24 protein-coding genes are annotated in these 20,723 nt (G+C 71.2%); 20 read left to right on the top strand and 4 right to left on the bottom strand.

Going from position 1 to position 20,723, the window contains the following annotated elements:
• The 10 genes from VFW66_07360 to cysW all read left to right on the top strand — a co-directional run.
• A partial coding sequence (locus tag VFW66_07360) for a hypothetical protein (protein ID HEX5386495.1) occupies positions 1 to 316 on the top strand: 316 nt, incomplete at its 5' end.
• A gap of 292 nt (positions 317 to 608) precedes the next feature.
• Positions 609 to 2,303 carry a hypothetical protein gene (locus VFW66_07355; GenBank protein ID HEX5386494.1) on the top strand — a complete coding sequence of 565 codons (1,695 nt, stop codon included), beginning with the start codon at positions 609 to 611 and terminating at the stop codon, positions 2,301 to 2,303.
• Positions 2,296 to 3,078, top strand: coding sequence for a phosphoadenylyl-sulfate reductase (locus VFW66_07350; protein ID HEX5386493.1), 783 nt, complete (start codon positions 2,296 to 2,298; stop codon positions 3,076 to 3,078). The genes VFW66_07355 and VFW66_07350 overlap by 8 nt, the downstream gene beginning before the upstream one ends.
• Positions 3,068 to 3,532 (top strand): hypothetical protein, encoded by a 465-nt coding sequence (locus VFW66_07345; protein ID HEX5386492.1) that lies wholly within the window; start codon positions 3,068 to 3,070, stop codon positions 3,530 to 3,532. Before VFW66_07350 ends, VFW66_07345 begins: the two co-directional genes overlap by 11 nt.
• Positions 3,533 to 3,593: 61 nt before the next feature.
• Positions 3,594 to 5,318 carry a bifunctional sulfate adenylyltransferase/adenylylsulfate kinase gene (locus VFW66_07340; protein HEX5386491.1) on the top strand — a complete coding sequence of 575 codons (1,725 nt, stop codon included), beginning with the start codon at positions 3,594 to 3,596 and terminating at the stop codon, positions 5,316 to 5,318.
• A 1-nt stretch (position 5,319) separates the two neighbouring features.
• Positions 5,320 to 6,819, top strand: a complete 1,500-nt coding sequence (gene cysG / locus VFW66_07335; protein HEX5386490.1) for a siroheme synthase CysG — start codon at positions 5,320 to 5,322, stop codon at positions 6,817 to 6,819.
• Positions 6,809 to 7,954, top strand: a complete 1,146-nt coding sequence (locus VFW66_07330) for a sulfate/molybdate ABC transporter ATP-binding protein (protein ID HEX5386489.1) — start codon at positions 6,809 to 6,811, stop codon at positions 7,952 to 7,954. Before cysG ends, VFW66_07330 begins: the two co-directional genes overlap by 11 nt.
• Positions 7,951 to 9,165 carry a sulfate ABC transporter substrate-binding protein gene (locus VFW66_07325; protein HEX5386488.1) on the top strand — a complete coding sequence of 405 codons (1,215 nt, stop codon included), beginning with the start codon at positions 7,951 to 7,953 and terminating at the stop codon, positions 9,163 to 9,165. The genes VFW66_07330 and VFW66_07325 overlap by 4 nt, the downstream gene beginning before the upstream one ends.
• Position 9,166: 1 nt before the next feature.
• The gene (gene cysT, locus VFW66_07320; GenBank protein HEX5386487.1) at positions 9,167 to 9,991 is read left to right on the top strand and encodes a sulfate ABC transporter permease subunit CysT; all 825 of its coding nucleotides are present in this window, start codon (positions 9,167 to 9,169) and stop codon (positions 9,989 to 9,991) included.
• Positions 9,992 to 9,996: 5 nt separating this feature from the next.
• Positions 9,997 to 10,884 (top strand): sulfate ABC transporter permease subunit CysW, encoded by an 888-nt coding sequence (gene cysW, locus VFW66_07315; GenBank protein HEX5386486.1) that lies wholly within the window; start codon positions 9,997 to 9,999, stop codon positions 10,882 to 10,884.
• On the opposite strand, the gene VFW66_07310 is transcribed toward cysW, so the two are convergent.
• Positions 10,844 to 12,832, bottom strand: a complete 1,989-nt coding sequence (locus VFW66_07310) for a PAS domain S-box protein (protein ID HEX5386485.1) — start codon at positions 12,830 to 12,832, stop codon at positions 10,844 to 10,846. The genes cysW and VFW66_07310 overlap by 41 nt on opposite strands.
• A 113-nt stretch (positions 12,833 to 12,945) precedes the next feature.
• On the opposite strand from VFW66_07310, the gene VFW66_07305 reads away from it, so the two are divergent.
• The 10 genes from VFW66_07305 to VFW66_07260 all read left to right on the top strand — a co-directional run bounded on the left by VFW66_07305 (position 12,946) and on the right by VFW66_07260 (position 18,021).
• Positions 12,946 to 13,122: a hypothetical protein gene (locus VFW66_07305; protein ID HEX5386484.1), complete on the top strand. Its 177-nt coding sequence runs from the start codon at positions 12,946 to 12,948 to the stop codon at positions 13,120 to 13,122.
• A gap of 91 nt (positions 13,123 to 13,213) precedes the next feature.
• Complete coding sequence (locus VFW66_07300; protein HEX5386483.1) at positions 13,214 to 13,783, top strand: hypothetical protein; 570 nt, start codon at positions 13,214 to 13,216, stop codon at positions 13,781 to 13,783.
• A gap of 49 nt (positions 13,784 to 13,832) precedes the next feature.
• Positions 13,833 to 14,120 carry a hypothetical protein gene (locus VFW66_07295; protein ID HEX5386482.1) on the top strand — a complete coding sequence of 96 codons (288 nt, stop codon included), beginning with the start codon at positions 13,833 to 13,835 and terminating at the stop codon, positions 14,118 to 14,120.
• A complete protein-coding gene (locus VFW66_07290) occupies positions 14,117 to 14,608 on the top strand; it encodes an alcohol dehydrogenase catalytic domain-containing protein (GenBank protein HEX5386481.1) in 492 nt (163 codons plus the stop codon). The genes VFW66_07295 and VFW66_07290 overlap by 4 nt, the downstream gene beginning before the upstream one ends.
• Entirely contained in the window at positions 14,605 to 14,892 is a 288-nt protein-coding gene (locus VFW66_07285; protein HEX5386480.1) for a hypothetical protein, read from the top strand. Before VFW66_07290 ends, VFW66_07285 begins: the two co-directional genes overlap by 4 nt.
• Positions 14,893 to 14,895: 3 nt before the next feature.
• Entirely contained in the window at positions 14,896 to 15,666 is a 771-nt protein-coding gene (locus VFW66_07280; protein HEX5386479.1) for an SRPBCC family protein, read from the top strand.
• Positions 15,663 to 16,592: an NAD(P)/FAD-dependent oxidoreductase gene (locus VFW66_07275; protein ID HEX5386478.1), complete on the top strand. Its 930-nt coding sequence runs from the start codon at positions 15,663 to 15,665 to the stop codon at positions 16,590 to 16,592. Before VFW66_07280 ends, VFW66_07275 begins: the two co-directional genes overlap by 4 nt.
• Before the next feature lie 70 nt (positions 16,593 to 16,662).
• Positions 16,663 to 17,082: a DUF3052 domain-containing protein gene (locus VFW66_07270; protein HEX5386477.1), complete on the top strand. Its 420-nt coding sequence runs from the start codon at positions 16,663 to 16,665 to the stop codon at positions 17,080 to 17,082.
• A gap of 16 nt (positions 17,083 to 17,098) precedes the next feature.
• Positions 17,099 to 17,422 carry an MGMT family protein gene (locus tag VFW66_07265; GenBank protein HEX5386476.1) on the top strand — a complete coding sequence of 108 codons (324 nt, stop codon included), beginning with the start codon at positions 17,099 to 17,101 and terminating at the stop codon, positions 17,420 to 17,422.
• Complete coding sequence (locus tag VFW66_07260; protein HEX5386475.1) at positions 17,404 to 18,021, top strand: GNAT family N-acetyltransferase; 618 nt, start codon at positions 17,404 to 17,406, stop codon at positions 18,019 to 18,021. Before VFW66_07265 ends, VFW66_07260 begins: the two co-directional genes overlap by 19 nt.
• Here the strand turns inward: VFW66_07260 and VFW66_07255 are convergent.
• The 3 genes from VFW66_07255 to VFW66_07245 all read right to left on the bottom strand — a co-directional run bounded on the left by VFW66_07255 (position 17,991) and on the right by VFW66_07245 (position 20,610).
• Positions 17,991 to 18,440: a YdeI/OmpD-associated family protein gene (locus VFW66_07255; protein ID HEX5386474.1), complete on the bottom strand. Its 450-nt coding sequence runs from the start codon at positions 18,438 to 18,440 to the stop codon at positions 17,991 to 17,993. The two genes, VFW66_07260 and VFW66_07255, sit on opposite strands and share 31 nt — an antisense overlap.
• 21 nt (positions 18,441 to 18,461) lie before the next feature.
• A complete protein-coding gene (locus tag VFW66_07250) occupies positions 18,462 to 19,799 on the bottom strand; it encodes an MFS transporter (GenBank protein HEX5386473.1) in 1,338 nt (445 codons plus the stop codon).
• A gap of 301 nt (positions 19,800 to 20,100) precedes the next feature.
• Entirely contained in the window at positions 20,101 to 20,610 is a 510-nt protein-coding gene (locus tag VFW66_07245) for a DUF4440 domain-containing protein (GenBank protein HEX5386472.1), read from the bottom strand.
• Between the last annotated feature and the right edge of the window lie 113 nt (positions 20,611 to 20,723).

Genomic DNA, 20,723 nt, shown 5'->3' with positions numbered 1-20,723 from the left:
GAAGGTGCGAATGATCGGGCGCCCCGATCCCGACCTCATCTCGACCTCGTATGTCGAGCGGAGTAACCTGACGCTGCGGATGCAGAATCGCCGATTCACGCGCTTGACCAACGCCTTCAGCAAGAAGGCGGTGAATCACGCACATGCGGTGAGCCTCTTTTTCCTGTACTACAACTACTGCCGGCCCCACCAGACGCTGACCGCCGCCGGGCACGGGAGCAAGACGACGCCCGCGATGGCGGCCGGCTTGACCGATCAGGTCTGGACCGTGAAGGAGATCATCGCGCGGATGGACCCCGCGAAGCCGTTACAATGAAAACCGGACACTACCGGCGGTGATTCCCGGGCTTGACAAGCGCGGCTGGGGGCCGCATTAATTCCCGCCATGATGCATAGCGCTCACCTGGCCATGTGTTGTTGTCGCTCGCGGAGCCCTGTCGAACCGCGCGCGGCACGTATGCCCACAGGCTCAGGCTAGCGTACCGCTCGTTTACCGGTCCCGACGGCTCCGCCCCTTTGGCGTAGCGGAGCACCACGGGACCTCACGCGACTCGCAAGGCCCGGGATCCGCTCCCGGGCCTTTTTCTTTTCTGGAGCGCGCACACGGCATGACGGCACCGATCACCCGCGATCAGGTCCTCAAGCGCAATTCGATCGAGCGGCTCAAGGCCGAAAAGTTTCCGCTCGACATCCTGCACGAGTTCCCCGAGCTCGCGACCCGGAGCTACGAGAGCGTGCCGGAAGAGGACATCGTGCGCTTGCAGTGGTACGGCCTGTACCACGACAAACCGAAGACCGGGTACTTCATGATGCGGGTGAAGATCCCGGGCGGGGTGCTGACGCCGGCGAGGCTCAGGACGATCGGCGCGCTGTCGGTGCGCTACGGGCGCGGGTACGGCGAGCTCACGACCCGTCAGAATGTTCAGCTCCACTGGATCGAGCTGCGCCACCTGCCGGAGATTTTCGAGACGCTCGGTCGGGCGGGCTTCACGATGGCGGGCGGCTGCGGCGACACGGTGCGAAACGTCACCGGTTGCCCGGTGTCCGGCATCGATCCCGGCGAGTTGTTCGACGTGGCGCCGGTGCTCCGCGAGGTGGCCGCGTTCTTTTACGGCAACCGCGAATACTCCGACCTGCCGCGCAAGCACAAGATCACGCTCGCCGCGTGCCCCCATCAGTGCAACCTGCCGGAGATGCACTGCATCGCGCTGGTCGGCGCCATGCGCAATGGGCGGCCGGGGTTTGCCGTGCGGGTGGGCGGCGGACTCTCGACGGTGCCGCGCATCTCGCGCGACCTGGGTGCGTTCGTCGACGCCGATCTCACCATTCCCGCGCTTCGCGCAATTGTGGACGTCTGGAAAGGGACGCCCAAGTACCGGATGTCCCGGGTCAAAGCGCGGCTCAAGTTCATGATGGACGACGTGGGGCCCGAGCCGTACCGCGCCCAGGTCGAGGAGCGGCTCGGCTTCCGGCTTCCGGACCTGGCGGCGCCGGCACCCCTCCCCGGCGAGCACGGGAGCGGCGTACATCCGCAGCGGCAGCCGGGGCTCGCGTGGATCGGGGTGCCGGTGCCGGTAGGGCTCATCAGCGGCGAGCAACTCCTGCGTGTGGCCGATGTGGCCGAGAAGGCGGGCGCCGAAATCCGGCTCACGCGGGAACAGAACTTCATTCTGGCCAACGTGCCGGCCGCCGCGGTAGACCGGGTGGTGGCCGACGTCTCCGAGCTCGGCTTTCCACTCGGCGTGAACCGGGTGCGCGCGGTAAGCATTGCGTGCACCGGGTCGCCGCTCTGCAACTACGCGGTGGCGCTCACCAAGCCCCGGTTGGCCGCGTTGCTCGATCACCTGGAGTCGGTGTTCGGCGAGGCCGCGTCGGGTCTCCGCATCCATCTCGACGGCTGCCCCCACGCCTGCGCGCACCACTGGACCGGCGACATCGGCCTCCAGGGCACCACGCTGCGCGAGCGGACCGCGAGCGGAGAGAAGCAGGAGGGCTACGACATCTACCTGCGCGGCGGCCAGGGCGTGCGCGCGGCGATCGGGCTGCCGGTCGTGAAGCGGGTAGCGGCGGAGCTGGTCAACGGGCACGTCGAGCGGCTCGTGCGCTTCTGGCTCGCCGAGCGCGAAGCGGGAGAGGCGTTCGCGGCCTTTGCCGATCGACAACCGGACGAGGCGCTGATTGCGGCGGCTACCGAGCGGCCGATCGACGAGGTGCGCGCCGAGCTGCGCCCGCGAGCGCGGCGCGGCGAGGGGAAAGCCGCGGACGCCATCAGCGATCCCGCAGGAGAGCCCGCCAATGTCTGACGCTCCCGATCTGCTCGACGACGTCGAAGCAGGCGAGCTGGCCGTCGAGTACGACGATCAGCCGCCGGAGGCGGTCCTCGCCTGGGCGCTCGAGCGCTACGGCTCGCGGGTGGCGCTCTGCACCAGCTTCCAGGCCGAAGGGATGGTGCTGCTCGACATGGCGTGGCGGATCGACCCCGCGGTCCGGGTGTTCACCATCGACACGGGGCGCCAGTACCAGGAGACCTACGATCTGGTCGACGCCGTGCGCGAGCGGTACGCGATTCCCATCGAGATCTACGTGCCCGATGCCGGTGAGCTGGAGGCCATGACCAGCCGCCACGGCGTCAATCTCTTCTATCGGGCGGTGCCGCTCCGGCTGCACTGCTGCCAAGTGCGCAAGGTGCGCCCGCTGCAACGCGTTCTCGATGGGCTCGACGGATGGATTACGGGACTTCGCCGGGAGACGTGGGCCAGCCGATCGAACATCCGCAAGATCGAAGTCGATCACGACCACGGCGGGATCGCCAAGCTGAGCCCTCTCGCCGACTGGACGCACGACGAGGTGTGGGAATACATCCGTGCCCGCGACGTGCCGTACCACCGGCTCTACGACCAGGGATACACCAGCATCGGCTGCGCGCCGTGCACCCGCGCCACCGCGCCGGGGGAAGACCCCCGGGCCGGGCGCTGGTGGTGGGAAACCAACGCGCCCAAGGAGTGCGGCATGCATTGCACCATCGAGACCGGCACGTTCGAACACGAGCTCGAGGTGCTCGTTCCCCATGCGGATTGACGAGAGCCTGCGCGAGGCGCTGCTGCTCGAGGCGGCGGCGCTGGGCGATGCGCTGGGCGACGCGCGGGGCGACTCGCCCGCGCGCGCGGAGTACGACGCGCTCTCCCGCGCCGCTGCGGGCGGCGAGGTGCACGACGAGCTGGCGACGCCGCTCGAGCGCCTGCTGGAGCTGGTGCTCCGCACCGGCCGGATGCGCCGGCTGCACGGCCCCGAGGCGGAGGCCGCGGCGGTGCGGCTCTACCACGCGACGCCCAGGGGCCGTGCGCTGGACGCGGAGCTCGCAGAAGTGAACGCGGCGCTCGCGGCACTCGCCGGACAGGTCGTGGCGCGGCTCGCGATCTCGGCTCGGGGGCCCGGCGCCTACGCGCTCACGATCGAAGCCGCGAGCGCCACGCTGACGCTTGACATCGCCGCCGACGGGGTCGGCGTAAAGGATGTGAGCGTCGGCGCATGAGGCCGGCGTTCCGGGCGCGCCGCATGGCGGCCACCTACACCAACATCGAGGGGAGTGCGACGTGACCACGACCAACTCCGAGCTGCTCGTCCCGCCCTACGGCGGCACGCTGGTGGACCTGCGCGCCGATGACGAGGCGCTGCCTGCGCTCCAGGCGCACGCCGGAACGCTTCCGTCGATCCAGCTCTCGGAGCGCGCGGTGTGCGACCTCGAGCTTCTCGCGGTCGGCGGCTTCTCGCCGCTCGACCGATTCGCGGGCCGGGAGGACTACCGGCGGATTCTCGATGAGATGCGGCTCGGGAGCGGGCATCTGTTTCCGATTCCCGTGACGCTGCCCGTGGAGCCCGGCCCCGGCATCGCCCTCGACCGCGAGGTCGCGCTCCGCGACGGCAAGAACAACCCGCTCGCCATCCTCACCATCGAGGAGATCTACGAGTGGGATCGCGACGAGTTCGGCCGGCGCGTCTTCGGGACCATCGACGCGAAGCACCCGCTCGTGGCCGAGAGCCGGCGCTGGGGCTCGCTCAACGTGAGCGGCGCGCTCACGGTGCTCCGCCTGCCCGTGCACCACGATTTTCAGGCGCTCCGGCTCACACCGGCCGAGGTGCGCGAGCGGCTTGCGACGTACGGCCGGGCCAACGTCGTCGCCTTTCAGACCCGGAACCCGCTGCACCGGGTGCACGAGGAGCTGACCAAGCGGGCCATCGCCGCGGTGGATGGCGTGCTGCTGCTGCACCCGAGCGTCGGCATGACCAAACCGGGCGACGTCGATCACTACACCCGGGTACGCACGTACCAGGCGCTGGCGCGCCATCACTACGAGCCGGGCCGCATCCTGCTCTCGCTGCTCCCGCTTGCGATGCGGATGGGCGGCCCGCGCGAGGCGCTCTGGCACGCAGTCATCCGGCGGAACTTCGGCGCGAATCATTTCGTCGTGGGCCGCGACCACGCGGGCCCCGGCGTGGACTCGACCGGCAAGCCCTTCTACGGCCCGTACGAGGCGCAGGAGCTGGTGCGGCGCCACGCCGACGAGATCGAGGTCGGCGTGATTCCATTCCACGAGCTCACCTATCTCCCCGACGAGCGGCGCTACGAGGAAGTCTCGAAGGTGCCGGCGGGCGTGCGCACGGCCACCATCTCGGGCACGCAGGTGCGCAACGACTATCTCAACAAGGGGCGCCGGCTGCCCGAATGGTTCACCCGGCCCGAGGTGGCGCGCGTGCTGGCGGAGGCGTATCCGCCGCGGCTCAATCACGGCGCCTGCGTCTGGTTCACCGGTCTGAGCGGCGCGGGCAAGTCGACGACGGCCGACGTGCTCTCGGCGCTCCTGCTCGAGCGCGGACGCCAGGCCACCGTCCTCGACGGTGACGTCGTCCGCACGATGCTCTCCAAGGGCCTCGGCTTCAGCCGGGAGGACCGCGACCTCAACATCCGGCGGATCGCGTTTGTGGCGGCGGAGGTGGCGCGCCACGGCGGTCTCGTCGTCTGCGCCGCAGTGAGCCCCTACCGTGCCACCCGCGACGAGGCGCGGGCGCTGGTGGGGGCGGACCGCTTCGTCGAGGTGTTCGTCGATACCCCGCTCGAGGAATGCGAGCGGCGCGACGTGAAGGGGATCTACGCGCAGGCGCGGCGGGGCGAGATCAAGAACTTCACCGGCATCAGCGATCCGTACGAGCCGCCGCTGCGGCCGGAGCTCACGCTGTCCACGACCGATGCCACGCCGGAAGAGAACGCGCGCGCGATTCTCGAGTACCTCGTTGCGCAGGGGCTCGCGCGGGCGAGCTGAAATGCATTACTACCCGGTGTTGCTCGACCTGCGCGATCGCCCTTGCGTGGTGGTGGGCGGCGGCACGGTGGCCGAGGGGAAGATCCCGGCGCTCGTGGCCGCCGGAGCGCGGGTGACTGTGGTGGCGCCGGCGCTCACGCCGGGGCTCGCCGCGCAGCACCGGGCCGGGCGGTTCGCGCATGCGGCGCGCGGGTACGCCAACGGCGATCTCGCGGGCGCGTGCCTCGCCATCGGCGCCACCGACGACGCGGCGGTGAATCACGCCGTGCACGCCGAGGCGACGCGGCGCGGCATTCTGGTGAACGTGGTGGACGATCCGCCATACTGCGGCTTCATCCTGCCGTCGATTCTCCGGCGCGGCGAGCTGGTGATCGCGGTGTCCACCTCGGGAAATGCGCCCGCGCTCGCGGTGCGGCTTCGCGAGCGGCTCGAGCGCGAGCTCGGGCCCGAGCTCGCGCGGTTTCTCGAGCTGGCGGGGTCGATCCGTGCGCCGCTCGCCGCGCGCTATCCCGACTTCCAGACCCGGCGCCGTCTCTGGTACCGGCTGGTGGATTCGGACGTGCTGGCGTTGCTTCGCGCGGGCGACGACGCGGGGGCGCGCCGGCGGATCGCGGGGATCATGGGCGTCGAGCCGGAGGGCGCCGGGCCGAGCGCCGTCACGCGGACGCTCACACCCGCCGATCCGCGCGCCGCGATTGCGCGCCCGCTCGGCACGGTGCACCTGGTCGGCGCCGGCCCCGGCGACCCGCGCCTCATCACCGCGCGCGGGCTCGAGCTCCTGCGCCGGGCCGACGTCGTGGTCTACGATCGCCTCGTGAGCGCAGAGCTGCTGGAGGAAGCGCCCGCCGACGCCGACTTGATTTACGTTGGCAAGGCGCCGGGCGGACACTGCATGCCGCAGGACGGCATCAACGCATTGCTCATCTCTGCGGCGCGGCGCGGGCGCGCCGTGGTGCGGCTCAAGGGCGGCGACCCGTTCGTCTTCGGGCGCGGCGCGGACGAAGCGCTCGCGTGCGCCGAGGCCGGCGTGCCGTGGGAGGTAGTGCCCGGGGTATCGAGCGCGCTCGGCGCCACGGCCTCCGCCGCCATCCCGGTCACCGCGCGCGGCACGGCGAGCGCCTTTGCCGTCGTGACCGCGCACCGTGCCGGCGATGCCGACGACGAGTTGGACTGGAAGGCGCTCGCGCGGATCGAGACGCTGGTGATCCTGATGGGTGTCGAGCGGCTGGAGGAGGTCGTCGCGCAGCTCGCCGGCGCAGGACGCGCGCTCGATACGCCGGTCGCGATCGTCGAGAACGGCACGCTGCCCGGGGAGCGCGTGACGACCGGAACCCTCGGCGACATCGCACGGCGCGCGCGGGCGGCGGACGTGCGCCCGCCGGCCGTGATCGTGGTGGGAGACGTGGTGCGGCTGCGGGCGCTGCTGCACGGCGCCGGGGCAATCGCGGGGCCGAGCCTCGATTCCCTCACGCACGAATCGGTGGCAGCCCATGTCGCCTGAACCTGCCGCGAGCGCAAACGGCTCGACGCCACCAGCCGCGATCCGGGTGGACGGCGTCACCAAGCGCTTCGGCGCGTTCGTGGCGCTGCGCGACGTGCGGCTCGACGTGCCGGCCGGCGCGCTGGTGGCGCTGCTCGGGCCATCCGGCTCGGGCAAGACGACGCTGCTTCGCGTCATCGCCGGGCTCGAGGCCGCCGACCAGGGGCGCATTCTCTTCCACGGCGAGGACGCCACCGCGCGCCACCCGCGCGAGCGGCGGGTCGGGTTCGTCTTTCAGCACTACGCGCTCTTCCGCCACATGAGCGTGTTCGAGAACGTGGCGTTCGGCCTCCGGGTGCAGCCGAGGCGGGTGCGGCCGCCGGACCGCGAGATCCGTGCGCGGGTCGATGAGCTGCTCGATCTCGTGCAGCTCGGCCCTCTCGGCGCCCGGTATCCTCACCAGCTCTCGGGCGGCCAGCGGCAGCGGGTGGGCCTGGCGCGCGCCCTCGCCGTCCGACCCAAGGTGCTGCTGCTCGACGAGCCGTTCGGCGCGCTCGACGCGCGGGTGCGGAAGCAACTTCGGCGCTGGCTCCGCCGGCTGCACGACGAGATCCAGATCACCAGCCTCTTCGTCACCCACGACCAGGACGAGGCGCTCGAAGTGGCGGACCGGGTGGTGGTGATGCACGAGGGCCGGGTCGAGCAGATCGGCACGCCGGAGGAAGTGTACGACCGCCCCGCCTCGCCCTTCGTCTACAGCTTCCTCGGCAGCGTGAACCTCTTCCACGGACGCCTGGAGAACGGGCACCTCCAACTCGGCGCCGTGGCGCACGAGGCGCCGGAGTACGCGGGCGCGGAAGACGCGGCGGCGGTGGCGTTCGTGCGGACCCACGAGGTGGACATCGATCTCGCGCCGAACGGCGGCACGTTCGAGGCGACGGTGAGCTTTGCGCGCGCGCTTGGCGCGTCGGTGCGGGTGGAGCTGGAGAGCCCGATTCACGGCGAGATCGAGGCCGAGGTGTCCCGCGCGCGGTACGAGGAGCTGCGGCTGCGCCGCGGGGACCGCGTGTTCGTGAAGCCGAGACAGGTACGCGTCTTCGTGCCGGAGCGGGGGCCCGCGCCCGCGGTATCGGCCGATCCGGAGTGGGTGCTATGAGCCACCGGCGACATCTTCGCTCTCCCGCGCCGTCGGATCCGGCGGTGCCGGACGCGCGGGAGCGACGTTCCCGTGCGGCCAACGACGTTTCGCGTCCGCGCGCCCTCATGCAGGCGCTCGGGCGCGTCATCGGTCTCGGGAACGAGGCCATCGAGCGGCTGCACGCGCTCGCCTCGCGGGTGAGCTTCGGACTCCTGCTTGCCGCCGCACTCGGTGCCGTGGCGGCGTCCACCAGCGCGTGCGCGACCTCCGCCGGCGCGGACCAGGCCGGTCGGCGGGTCACGCTCCTCAACGCGTCCTACGACCCCACGCGCGAGTTGTTCAGGGACTACGACGCGGCCTTTGCGCGGCACTGGAAGCTGGCGACGGGGCAGGAGGTCGTGGTCCGCCAATCGCACGGCGGATCGGGCACCCAGGCGCGCGCGGTGATCGACGGGCTTCCGGCGGACGTGGTGACGCTCGCGCTCGCTTCCGACATCGACGCGCTCGCGGCGCGCGGGCTCGTCTCGAGCGGCTGGCGCTCCCGGCTCGCGGACGGCGGCGCGCCGTACACGTCCACCGTCGTGTTCGTGGTGCGGAAGGGAAATCCGCGGCACATTCGCGACTGGGACGATCTCGTGCGGCCGGGCATCGCCGTGATCACGCCGAACCCCAGGACCTCCGGCGGGGCGCGCTGGAATTACCTCGCAGCGTGGGGCGCGGCGCTCGAGCGCACCCACGGCGACGAGGCCGCAGCCCGCGCCTTCGTCGCCCGGCTGTATCGCAACGTGCCGGTGCTCGACACCGGCGCGCGCGCCGCCACGACCACCTTCGTCGAGCGAGGGATCGGCGACGTGCTGCTGGCGTGGGAGGACGAGGGGTTGCTCGCGGTGAACGAGCTGGGCCCCGACAAGCTCGAGATCGTGACGCCATCGGTCTCGATTCTCGCGGAGCCCCCGGCGGCGGTGGTGGACCGCGTGGTGGACCGGCGTGGCACGCGCGCAGTGGCGCACGCGTACCTCGAGTACCTCTACTCCCCCGAGGGCCAGGCCATCGCGGCGCGGCACTATTTCCGGCCGCGCCTCGCATCCGTCGCGGCGCGGTACGCGGGCCGATTCCCGCCGCTGCGCCTTTTCACCGTGGACAGCATGTTCGGCGGCTGGGCGCGCGCTCAGTCCGTCCACTTCGCCGACGGCGGCACCTTCGATCAGATCTATCGGCCGGCCGCGTGACATGACGCCGCGGCGGCGGGTGTTGCCCGGCTTCGGGCTCGCGCTGGGTTACACCCTCACCTATCTCGGCCTCATCGTCCTGATCCCGCTCGCCACGCTATTCGCCAGCTCGGCCGGCCTGGGCTGGCTGCGATTCTGGGCAACCATAACCGACCCACGGGTGCTCGCCGCGTACCGGTTGAGCTTTGGTGCGTCGCTCGTGGCGGCGGCGCTCAACACGGTGTTCGGGCTGGTGGTCGCGTGGGTGCTCACGCGTTACCGATTTCCGGGGCGGCGCGCCGTCGACGCGCTGGTGGACCTGCCGTTCGCGCTGCCCACGGCAGTCGCGGGGATCGCGCTCGCCACGCTCTTCTCCGTGCGCGGCTGGCTCGGTGCGCTCTTCGCGGAGGCCGGCATCCGGGTGGCGTTCACGCCGCTCGGCGTCGTGGTGGCGCTCACCTTCGTGGGACTGCCCTTCGTGGTGCGCACGGTGCAGCCCGTGCTGCACGATCTCGAGCGCGAGGTCGAGGAGGCGGCGACGAGCCTGGGCGCGAGCCGGGTTCAAACAATCCGACGGGTTCTCCTTCCGGCCGTGGCACCCTCGCTCCTGACCGGATTTTCGCTGGCGTTCGCGCGGGCCGTGGGCGAATACGGCTCGGTGGTGTTCATCGCCGGCAACATGCCGCTTCGCACCGAGATCGCACCGCTCGTCATCATGAGCAAGCTGGAGCAGTTCGACTACGCGGGTGCCACGGCCGTCGCTGCCGTGATGCTCGTCGCGTCGTTCCTGCTGCTCCTCGCGATCAACCTGGCGCAGTGGCTCGGGCGCCGGCGGCTCGCCGCGTGACCGCCATGGCGCGGCCGCTCGCTCCCGTCCCCGGTGCCGGCGCCGGGACGGCCGAGCCGCGGTCGGTGCGCGCGCTGCTCATCGCGGCGGCGCTAGGCTTTCTCGGCGTCTTTCTGGTGCTGCCGCTGCTGCTCGTGCTGAGCCAGGCATTCGGGAAAGGATGGAGCGCGTACGCCGCCGCGTTGCTCGAGCCGGAGGCGCGCTCCGCCATCGGACTCACGCTGCTCGCGGCCGCCGTTGCGGTGCCGCTCAACCTGGTCTTCGGGATCGCGGCGGCGTGGGCGGTTGCGAAATTCACCTTTCCCGGCCGCAGCCTGTTGGTGACGCTCATCGATCTCCCCATGGCGGTCTCGCCGGTGATCGCGGGAATGATTTACGTGCTCGTCTTCGGGGTGCGCGGCTGGTTCGGTCCGTGGCTCGAGGCGCACGGCGTGCAGATCATCTTTGCCGTGCCCGGCATCGTGCTGGTTACGACCTTCGTCACGGTGCCGTTCGTGGCGCGCGAGCTGATTCCGCTGATGCAGGAGCAGGGGACCGAGGACGAAGAGGCGGCGGTGGTGCTCGGCGCCGGCGCGTGGCAGACCTTCCGGCGGGTCACGCTCCCCAACATCAGGTGGGGCCTGCTGTACGGGGTGCTCCTCTGCAATGCCCGCGCAATGGGCGAGTTTGGCGCGGTGTCGGTCGTGTCGGGACACATCCGCGGGCTCACCGACACGATGCCGCTGCACGTCGAGATCCTCTACAACGAGTACGATTACGTAGGTGCGTTTGCCGTGTCGTCACTTCTGGCGTTGCTCGCGCTCGTGACGCTCGCGGCCAGGAGCTGGCTCGAATGGCGTCTCGCGCGGCGGGCTAATGCCCCCGCTCGAGCAACGCCCGCACCTGCCGGGTGAGCCCGGCGGCATCGAATGGCTTGCTCACGAAACTCGCGTCCGGAGGCAGCAGGCCGCGGCGCTGCACTTCGTCGCCGGTGTAGCCCGAGGTGAAGAGGATGGGAACGCCGGGGCGCAGGCCGGCGAGCGCCTCGGCGAGCGCGCGGCCGTCGACGTCGGGCATGACGAGATCGGTGAGCACGAGATCGACCGCGCCGTTGCAGGAGGCGAGCTGCTCGAGCGCCTGGCGCCCGTTGCGCGCCTCGAGACAGGTATAGCCCGCGTGCCGGAGAATGCGCACCGCGGTGTCGCGGACCACGTCCTCGTCCTCCACCACGAGGATCGTCTCGGTGCCGCGGAGGAGCGGACCCGGCTCGGACGCGGCACCCTCGCCGGCGGATTCCGACATGGCGACCGGCAGATACAGCTTGACCGTGGTGCCCGCGTCGGGCTCGCTGTACAGCCAGACGAACCCGCCGCTCTGCTTCACGATGCCGTACACCGATGCGAGCCCGAGCCCGGTGCCCTGGCCCACCGGCTTGGTGGTGAAGAAGGGATCGAACGCGCGTTCGCGGGTTTCGGCGTCCATGCCGGTGCCGGTATCGCTCACGGCGAGCCGGACGTAGTAACCGGGGGGAATGGCGGCCTCGGGATGGCGCTGCGCGTAGTCGACGCCGAGCCGCACCTCGTCCAGCTCGAGCTCGAGCCGGCCACCGCGGGGCATGGCATCCCGGGCATTGAGTGCCAGATTGACGATCACCTGTTCGATCTGACCCGGATCGGCGCGCACCGGCCGGAGGTCGTCCGCCTGGCGGATGCCGAGCTCGACGTTTGCACCGACCAGGCGCCGGAGCATCGGCTGGAGGGTGTCCACCAGCTCACCCAAGTCGAGCTGCTCCGGCTGGTGCAGATCGCGGCGGCTGAACGCGAGCAATTGCCCCGTAATGGCGGCGGCCCGGCCGGCGGCGCGGCGGATCTGCTCCAGGTCGTTGCGCCGGCCGTCACCCGCCGGGAAGTCGGCCATGAGCAATTCGCTGAAGCCGAGCACCGCGGTCATCATGTTACGGACCTCGTGCGCGATGCCGCCGGCGAGGCGCCCCACCGCCTCGAGCCGCTGGGCCTGACGCAGCGCCTCGTCGGCGTGGCGCCGCTCGGTCACGTCGGTACACGCGCCGGTGAGTGACTGTGGCCGGCCGGTGGCATCGCGCACCGCCTGCCCCTGGTCGCGCAGCCAGCGGATGTCGCCGTCCGGCAGCACGACACGAAACTCCACGTCGAGATCGCGGCCCTCGTTCGCGGTGCGCCGGAACGCGGCCATGAGCGTGGCGCGGTCGTTCGGGTGCACGTGCGCCAGGAACTCGTCGAGCGTGTGGACTTCCTCGCCGGGCCGGAGGCCGAGGAGGTGGCGCAGCCCTTCATCGAGGTGCTGCGCGTTGGTCTGGATGTCCCACCACCAGGTGCCGGTCCGCGCGGCGAGGAGGGCGGCCTGGAGCCGCTTCTCCGCCGCGCGTAAGTCCTCCTCCCCATGCCGGCGCTCGGTGAGGTCGCGCAGCAGCTTGGCAAACCCGACCAGGGTGCCGTCGTGCGCGTGCACCGCGATTGTAGCACCGGAGGCCCAGAATCGGGCGCCGTTCTTCCGCAGCATCCAGCGGTCGTCGCCCGCACGGCCGGTGGCGGCGGCTTCCTCGAGCTCGCGGACGTGCTCGCCGCGCGCTCGGGCCTCAGGCGGAAAAAGCAGGGCGACGTCGAGCCCGAGAAACTCCGCTTCGCCAAACCCGAGCTGGCGGGCCACACCCCGGTTCCAGGTGAGCGCGTGGCCCTCGGCGTCGGTCAGGAAGATGGCGTAGTCGTCAATCTGATCGATCAACTCGCCGAAGCCCCCGCTCTCGAGCGGCCACGATGCTCCCGGCGAGAGAAAGAGCCGCTCGCCGGACGCGATATCGCTTGGATTCAGATCGGCTTCGGCCATCGGCTGTCCTCTGGCGCGTGGGTGGGGCGGCGCGGCGGATCCACGGACGACCGTGTCGCGCCAATCTGGGCCGATTCCGGCGCCATCTCAGTGCATCGGCTCCCCCGCGCGGCGTGACGTGGCTTACGTGCCGCGGTCCTGAGAATCGCGGCGGCCGCTACGCGCGGCTTTTCGTGCGCGACAAGGGCGAAGGCATGGACGAGAACACGCGCCGGAGCGCCCCGCACACCTCGCTCAGCAGCATGCTTGCGGCCCGCGCTCGCGCCGACCGCGCGGGCGTGTGGCTGTGAGATGCATCACCGCCGTTCGCCGCCAAAGCGTGAGCTATAGGGCTCCCTCCGGCGCTCCGCTTTCACGTCCCGGCTTCTGGGAGACCGAGTGATGTCAGCCACCCCGACAGACGCGAACGCCCGGGGCCCGGACCGGCGCAGCAGCGTGGTGGCCGGCGCCGTTCCGGATGCCGAAACCGCTGAGCGCGGCGTGCGCGCGTTGCAGTCGGCCGGGTTCGGGCGCGACACGCTCGGGCTCGCGCTGCACCGACGGAGCGAGCCCGGCGGGCTCCTGGGCGGCGTCGTGGGCTCGCTGGTCGGGGTCGAGGCGGAGACGCTGGTCGACGCGGGCCCCGTGGTGGTCGGCGGGATGATCGCCGCGGTGCTGCGCGCCGGCGGCACGACGGGCCGCGCCGGAGGCCGCATCGCGGACGTGCTCGAAACGCTCGACCTTCCCGAGACCGACGTCGAGCATTTTGCCGAGCGCTTCTCGGCGGGCGACGCGCTGGTCACGGTCCGCGCCGGCGGACGGATGCGCGAGGCGGTCGTGCTGCTTACGGAGAACGGCGCCGACGTGGGGAGCCGCGCGGAGCTGGCCACGGCCGAATCGTACGGCGGCACCAGCGATCACGACCGCCGCGACGCCACGCGGCCGGGGCGGCGGCGTACCGATCGGATGTAAAGCGGCGTGTGCCGAGCGCACCGCACGATGACGAAAGGATGATTGCAGCATGGCCAAGAATACGAGCCGGGAATTCGCTACGATGGACGAGCACGAGCGCAGGGAGTTTGCCGAGAAGCCCGCCCGCGACAGCGCGGACGCGCCGCGCGGGGAGCTCGAGCTCGACAATCCCCGGAACGCCGACACGATGGGCCGGCACCTCATGGAGGACGACCCCGAGCAGGTGGAGCAGAAAGTGACCGAGATGGAAGAGTCGGGGGCGGTGACGGGCGACGCCCGGCCGGAACGCCGGCGCGCCGCGCGACGCGAGACCGACCGCCGGGAGCACGGGCAGTGAAGGCGGTCGTATTTCACGGCGTGGGCGACATCCGGCTGGACGACGTCACCGACCCCACGATCGAGGCGCCGACCGACGCCATCGTGCGGATCACCGCGAGCGCCATCTGCGGCACCGACCTGCACATGATCCGCGGCACGCTCCCCGGCATGGAGCCGGGGACGGTGCTCGGACACGAGGGCGTCGGTGTGGTGGAAGAGGTCGGCGCGGACGTGCGCAACCTTCGCCCCGGCGACCGCGTCGTCATCGCGTCCACCACCGCCTGCGGCTACTGCGCGTACTGCCGCGAGGGGGTACTTCGCCCAGCGGGGAACTGCAATCATCGCCGCTACATCCCGAACCTGCTCGAGCTGGTGCAGGGCGGCGTATTCGATCCCTCCACGGTGCTGACCCAACAGGAGGCGCTGGCCACGGCCGTCGACGCGTACGAGGCGTTCGACTCCCGGGCCGACGGATGGATCAAGGTGGAGTTGCGCCCCGCGGCATGAGCGCGGATACGGCAGCGCCGGAGCCTCCCGAGCGTGCGCCCCACCTCTGGGAGAAGGTTGTCGACAAGGTCCAGGCGCTGCAGCTTCGTATGCGCGACGAAGCCGAGCGCCGGCGGGTCAACCAGGTGCTGGGCCGGCCGGTGTCGCGCACGATCCTCGACGACCGCCAGCGCGTCATCCTCGATTTCGGAGAGCCGGTGACGCGCGCGGCGGTGCTGCGGGCCCGGCGGTGCGGCGTGCTCGACGCGCTCCTGTCCGCGGTCGGGTCACCAGACGGAGAGTAAACCATGTCATCGATCATCGACAGCGTGCGCGACAACGTCATCGGCGCCGACTGGCGCCACCTGCTGCCGCATCGCGCGCGGGGTGAGGGGCCGGTCAACGTTGGCAGCACCGAACGGTGGATCTCCGCCGCCGTCGGTGCGGCGTTTGTCGTCGCCGGGCTCCGGCGGCGCCGGTGGCGGGGATGGTTGCTGCCGATGGGCGGCGGCCTCATCCTGCGCGCGCTCACCGGCCGCTCGGGTGTGAACCGGGCGCTGGGCCGGAACTCCGCGCGGCGGGAACAGGTGGCGAGCCCCGTCGCGAGCGTGGCGGGAGGCGAGGGCATCAAGGTCGAGCGTCGCGTCGTCATCGATCGTCCGCCGGACGAGGTGTACCGGTTCTGGCGCAACCTGGAGAATCTGCCGCGGTTCATGGAGCATCTGGAGTCGGTGACGATGCGCGGCGGGGGCCGCTCGCACTGGGTCGCGAAGGCGCCCGGCGGTACCCGCGTCGAATGGGACGCCGAAATCCACAACGAAATCCCGGGCGAGCTGATTGCATGGCGCTCGCTGCCGGGTGCCGACGTGCCGAACGCCGGCTCGGTGCACTTCACACCGGCACTCGGCGGCCGCGGCACCGAGGTGCGCGTGGTGCTGAGCTACGAGCCGCCCGCGGGCCGGCTCGGCGCCGCGGTGGCGACCCTCTTCGGCGAGGAGCCCGAGCAGCAGGTCGAGGATGATCTGCGGCGGCTCAAGCAGGTGCTCGAGTCGGCAGACTTCTCCCGCGCGGGCGCGTGAGTGCGTACGACTGCATTGTCGTCGGAGGCGGGCCCGCGGGGTTGAGCGCGGCGCTGGTGCTGGGCCGCTGCCGGCGCCGCGTGCTCCTGTGCGATGCGGGACGTCCGCGCAACCGCCGCGCCCGCGCCATCCATGGCTATCTCACACGCGACGGCATGCCGCCCGCCGACTTCCTCAACTCGGCGCGCGCCGAGCTCGCGCGCTATCCGGATGTCGAGCCGCGCACCGTCGAGGTCCGCGATGCGCATCGGATCGAGGGCGGGTTCGAGGTTGAGCTTGCGGACAGCGAGCGCTGCCGCGGCCGGACGTTGCTCATCGCCACCGGTGTGGTGGACGAGATCCCGGCGCTCGAGGGCATCGACGCGCTGTACGGTAACAGCGTGCACCACTGTCCCTACTGCGACGGCTGGGAACACCGCGACCAGCCGATCGCGGCCTACGGTGCGGACCCCGCCACTGCCGGTCTGGCGCTCGCACTTACGCAGTGGTCCGCCGACGTGGTCTGGTGCTCCGATGGGCCCGCGCGGCTCGACGGCGACGCACGCGGCGCGCTCGCAAGCGCCGGCGTCGGCCTGCGCGAGGAGCGGGTGGTCCGGCTCGAGGGGCACGATGGCCAGCTCGAGGTAATCTGCTTCGACCGCGGCAGGCCGCTCCCCCGCCGCGCGCTCTTCTTCGACGCCGGCCAGCACCAGGCCTCGGTGCTCGCGCTGAAGCTCGGTGCGCCGCTCGACGACAAGGGCGCCGTCGCGACGAAGAAGGGCGAGCGCACCGGCACGCGCGGGCTCTACGTGGCGGGCGACGCGTCGAAGGACGCGCAGCTCGTCGTCGTGGCGGCGGCGGAAGGTGCCCAGGCCGCGGTGGCGATCAACACGGAGTTGAACCGCGCCGATTTGCCGATCGGGCGGATGGAGCAGGCTGCGGAGTAACGCGCGGCCGCCCTTGTGCACGGGCGCGCCGGTGGCATGTTGTTGGGCGTCACCGGACAGGGGCAGGTTCGTGGCCGCGGGCTACTCCCGGCGCACACTCGCCGAAAAGCTCGGCATCAAGCCCGGCATGCGCGTCATCGCCGTCGGCGCGCCGCCCGGCTACGCCGCATTGCTCGCGCCGCTCCCCGCCGACGCCACGCTCGTGGCGAGGCTCGGACGCGACGCACGTCTCATCCATGCGTTCTTCGAGCAGCGTGCCGCGCTCGACGCCGGGCTGCCCCGGCTGGCGGCCGCGCTCGCGCGCGATGGCGCGCTCTGGATTTCGTGGCCCAAGCGGAGTGCTGCATCGGGCTCGCCGCGTGAGTCGGATCTCACGGAAAACGTCGTGCGCGCGGCGGGCTTGGCGCTGGGCCTCGTGGACGTGAAGGTCTGCGCGGTCGATGAGCGGTGGTCGGGCCTCAAGTTCGTGCGGCGGCTCAGGGATCGCTGACGGAGGAGTCGTTGCGATGGCGCGCGTCACCGGGGCGTATGCAAGGATCTACGCGATCGTGCGACGAATCCCGCGCGGGCGCGTCGCAACCTACGGCCAGGTCGCGGCGCTGGCGCGCCTCCCGGGGCACGCGCGGCAGGTGGGATACGCGATGCACGCGCTGAGCCGCGCGACGACGGTGCCGTGGCATCGGGTCATCAACGCTCGCGGCGAGGTGAGCTGCCGCGCCATGCCCGGCGCCGCGCTCACGCAGCGCATGCTGCTCGAGCGCGAGGGGGTGCAGTTCGACGGCCGCGGGCGGGTGCGGCTCGAGCGCGTGCAGTGGCGCCCGCGGCAGTGAGCGATGCCGCGGCCAATCGGGTTGGCAGCACCGAGAGCGGCGCTCCGGCGGTGCCGATCGTCGTGCCGGTGCTGCGCACCGCGCGCCTCTTGCTCGGCCCATATACCGAATCGGACGTGCCCGACATCGTGCGGCTCGCCGGCGCGCGCGAGATCTTCGACACCACGCTGTCCATTCCGCACCCGTACGAGCCCGCGCACGCCTATGGTTATTTCGCGTTCGCGGCGGCGGAGCATGCGCATGGCACCGGGCTGCATCTCGCCGTCCGGGTGCTCGAAGACCTGCGGCTCATCGGCGGCATCGGTCTCAAGGACATCGAGCGGGAGCGGATGGAGGCCGAGCTGGGGTACTGGATCGGCGTCGAGTACTGGAACCGGGGCTACGCCACCGAAGCCGCGGCCGCCGTGGTGCGCCACGGGTTTGCGGTGCTCGACCTTGCCCGGATCCACGCGCACCACCTCGCGCGCAATCCGGCGTCGGGCCGCGTGCTCGAGCGCATCGGGATGGGACGGGAGCGGGAGGTGCGGCAGCCGTCGCCGAAGGACGGCGAGCTGGAAGATGTGGTCTACTACTCGATGCTGCGGGACGATCTGCGCTGAGCGGGACCGGTGGTCGCGCGGTCAGGCGGCCTGGCCTCGCTGATCCAGTCGACGTACTCACGGCGACCGCTCCGGCTCAGCGCATCATAGGTGGCACGGGCCTTCGCGCTCTGCGCGAGCGCGCGCCTCACGTCAGCGGGCATGGCGGGCGGCTTTGCCGCTCGGGGCTTTGATCGCGCCGGTGATCCGATTCCGGCTTCGTGAAGCCGCAGTGCCTGCTTGCCGTAACCCTCGAGCACCCGCTGTGGCGGCAGGTCGGCCATGCGCGTGATCCGGCCGAACTGGCCCATCGCCTGCTCGCCCCGCGCGTGCACCACCTCGCGCAGGTGGGTGAGAATCGGCCGCGCGAACTCGGCCGAACGGGCAATGCAGGCGTCGACTCGCGGGTCGCACACCGTGGCCGTTGTGATTGGTGGCATGCGAAATATTCTGTCGCCTGCTCAGGCGCCTGTCCAGCCCGGCCGCCGCTCCGTGCGAGTGACCGGCCTCCGGAGCGAGAGCACCACGACCGCCGCGGCCACCAGCATGAGCGCGGTCACGACGAGTCCCCCCGCGAAACTCCCCGTGCGATCCTTCACCACGCCGAGCAGATAGGGACCCACGAATCCACCGAGCGCGCCCATCGAGTTGATGAGCGCGATGCCACCGGCCGCCGCCCGCTTCTCGAGGAATGCGGTCGGTAGTGCCCAGAAGGGCCCCAGTGCGCCGAGCACTCCGAGCGCCACGAGCGAGAGCGCGGCGATGAGGGGGACGGGGTGGTGGAGCGCAGCGGCCGCAAGGAAACCGGCGGCACCCACAAGTGCCGGCAGCGCCACGTGCCGATGCCGCTCGCCGGCGCGGTCGGAGCGCACGCCGACCAGCACCATGCCCGCCGCCGCGACCGCGTAGGGCACGGCCGAGAGCAGCCCCACCGCAAAGTCTCCGAGTCCCGAGGCGCTCTTGAGGAGCTGCGGCAGCCAGAGGCCGAAGGCGTACAGGCCGACGATCATGAGGAAGTACACCAGGCCGAGCAACCAGACGTGGGCATCGCGCAGCGCGTGCCGCAGGCTCGTGACGTGGGCGCCGGCCGCGTGGGCACCGTCGTGTTCGCCGGCGTGGCGCGCGCGGTCCTCGTGCAGCGCCGCGTCGAGCGCCGCGTGCTCAGCCGGCGCGAGCCACCGCGCATCCGCCGGGCGGTCCGGCAGGAGAACCAGCACGAGCACGCCGACGATGACCGACGGCACGCCCTCGAGCAGGAAGAGCACCTGCCATCCGGTAAGCCCGAGCCAGCCGTGGAGGCCAAGCAACGCCCCCGAGATCGGACCACCGATCATGCCGGAAATCGGGATCGCCGCGAGGAACCAGGCGTAGGCACGCGCCCGCTCGCGCGCGGGATACCAGAACGTGAGGTAGAGAATGATCCCCGGAAAGAATCCCGCCTCCGCGAGCCCGAGCAGAAAGCGGAGTCCGTAGAAGCTTGCCGGGCTTCGCACGAAGAGCATCGCCGAGGCGACCAACCCCCACGACACCATGATCCGCGCGATCCAGATGCGCGCACCCACCTTGAGCAGGATGAGGTTGCTCGGCACCTCGAACAGACAGTAGCCGAGAAAGAAGACGCCGGCGCCGAACCCGTACACCGACGCGCTGAACCCGAGGTCACGATTCATCTCGAGCGCCGCGAAGCCGACGTTCACCCGGTCGAGGTAGTTGAGCAGGTAAAGCAGGAAGAGGAACGGAATGAGCCGGCGCGAGACCTTACGCAGGGCGGCGGAGGAAACGGACATGTCTGGGGGCACGGCGGGAATATGGGGCACAGGCGGACGGGCGGACAGGCGGACGGCCGGACAGGCGGCCGCCGGGGGCGGCGTCGGGTCGCGCCGTCCTGGCGCATTTATTCGGCGCGCGCTCGCGCTCCAGATGCGCGCGCTCCCGGCCGACAGTCCCGAGATCAGGTCGACGCGCGATGGCTACGCGCCGGTGCTCCGCGCACTCGGCCGCAGCGGCGAAGCCGACGCGATGGTGCGGGTGGCGGCGGCTGCGCGCCAGGCCCGCGCGCTCCAGAAATCACGCCGGGCCCCGCAACGTGGCGGCCGGCCGTCAGCGCGGCCCCTGGTTGCGGCTGAACATGTCCGCCACGACCCGCCAGCGGCCATCGACCTTCTTCCAGACGACGAGATACTTGCCCTGCTCGGTCTGCTTTCGATCCGACGGGCCCACGGTGAGCCGGTAGGTGCCGCGCTCGAAGGCCATCTTGCCGCCCTCGCCGACTTCCGACTGCGTCGACTCGAAGGTGAGCGAGAAATTCGGGCGGTTGAACAGGTCCCGGTAAAACGAGGCGATCGCCGAGCGGCCTTCGACCGATGGGGCATCGGGCGGCAGCAGCGCGGCGTGGTCGCCGTAGATGATGGTGACGAGCGCCGTGTCCTGGTCGTGGATGCGGCGTTGCCACTCGTTATCGAGGTCGCGGATGAGCTTGGCTTCGGCCGCGGTGTCGACCGGCTGGGCGCCGGATTGTTGCCCTCCGCCGCTTCCTTTTCCACCGCAGGCCGCGGTTGCAATCGCGATCGCCGCGGCGACCGCATGCAGCGGCACTGACATCCCTGGCATCGTCGTCTCCTTGCGCCGAGTCCGGGTCGGAACCGGGCGCGCTGCCCGGCCGGCCGGCGCTCGGAGTATTCTTGAGGGCCGGCGGAGATCGCAAGCGCCGGACGACCGCACCC

The sequence above is a fragment of the Gemmatimonadales bacterium genome (assembly GCA_036279355.1).
In the GTDB taxonomy this organism is placed as follows: domain Bacteria; phylum Gemmatimonadota; class Gemmatimonadetes; order Gemmatimonadales; family GWC2-71-9; genus DASQPE01.
Note: the sequence above shows the minus strand (reverse complement) of the source record. Positions and strands in the feature narration are given on the sequence as shown.

Excerpts from the sequence above, each read along its gene's own strand:
- VFW66_07350 (HEX5386493.1), top strand. The coding sequence starts at position 2,296 with ATGTCTGACGCTCCCGATCTGCTCGACGACGTCGAAGCAGGCGAGCTG.
- VFW66_07330 (HEX5386489.1), top strand. The coding sequence starts at position 6,809 with ATGTCGCCTGAACCTGCCGCGAGCGCAAACGGCTCGACGCCACCAGCC.
- VFW66_07345 (HEX5386492.1), top strand. The coding sequence starts at position 3,068 with ATGCGGATTGACGAGAGCCTGCGCGAGGCGCTGCTGCTCGAGGCGGCG.
- VFW66_07325 (HEX5386488.1), top strand. The coding sequence starts at position 7,951 with ATGAGCCACCGGCGACATCTTCGCTCTCCCGCGCCGTCGGATCCGGCG.
- VFW66_07245 (HEX5386472.1), bottom strand. The coding sequence starts at position 20,610 with ATGCCAGGGATGTCAGTGCCGCTGCATGCGGTCGCCGCGGCGATCGCG.
- VFW66_07310 (HEX5386485.1), bottom strand. The coding sequence starts at position 12,832 with ATGGCCGAAGCCGATCTGAATCCAAGCGATATCGCGTCCGGCGAGCGG.
- VFW66_07295 (HEX5386482.1), top strand. The coding sequence starts at position 13,833 with ATGGCCAAGAATACGAGCCGGGAATTCGCTACGATGGACGAGCACGAG.
- VFW66_07280 (HEX5386479.1), top strand. The coding sequence starts at position 14,896 with ATGTCATCGATCATCGACAGCGTGCGCGACAACGTCATCGGCGCCGAC.
- VFW66_07255 (HEX5386474.1), bottom strand. The coding sequence starts at position 18,440 with ATGCCACCAATCACAACGGCCACGGTGTGCGACCCGCGAGTCGACGCC.
- cysW (HEX5386486.1), top strand. The coding sequence starts at position 9,997 with ATGGCGCGGCCGCTCGCTCCCGTCCCCGGTGCCGGCGCCGGGACGGCC.
- VFW66_07265 (HEX5386476.1), top strand. The coding sequence starts at position 17,099 with ATGGCGCGCGTCACCGGGGCGTATGCAAGGATCTACGCGATCGTGCGA.
- VFW66_07300 (HEX5386483.1), top strand. The coding sequence starts at position 13,214 with ATGTCAGCCACCCCGACAGACGCGAACGCCCGGGGCCCGGACCGGCGC.
- cysT (HEX5386487.1), top strand. The coding sequence starts at position 9,167 with ATGACGCCGCGGCGGCGGGTGTTGCCCGGCTTCGGGCTCGCGCTGGGT.
- cysG (HEX5386490.1), top strand. The coding sequence starts at position 5,320 with ATGCATTACTACCCGGTGTTGCTCGACCTGCGCGATCGCCCTTGCGTG.
- VFW66_07285 (HEX5386480.1), top strand. The coding sequence starts at position 14,605 with ATGAGCGCGGATACGGCAGCGCCGGAGCCTCCCGAGCGTGCGCCCCAC.
- VFW66_07355 (HEX5386494.1), top strand. The coding sequence starts at position 609 with ATGACGGCACCGATCACCCGCGATCAGGTCCTCAAGCGCAATTCGATC.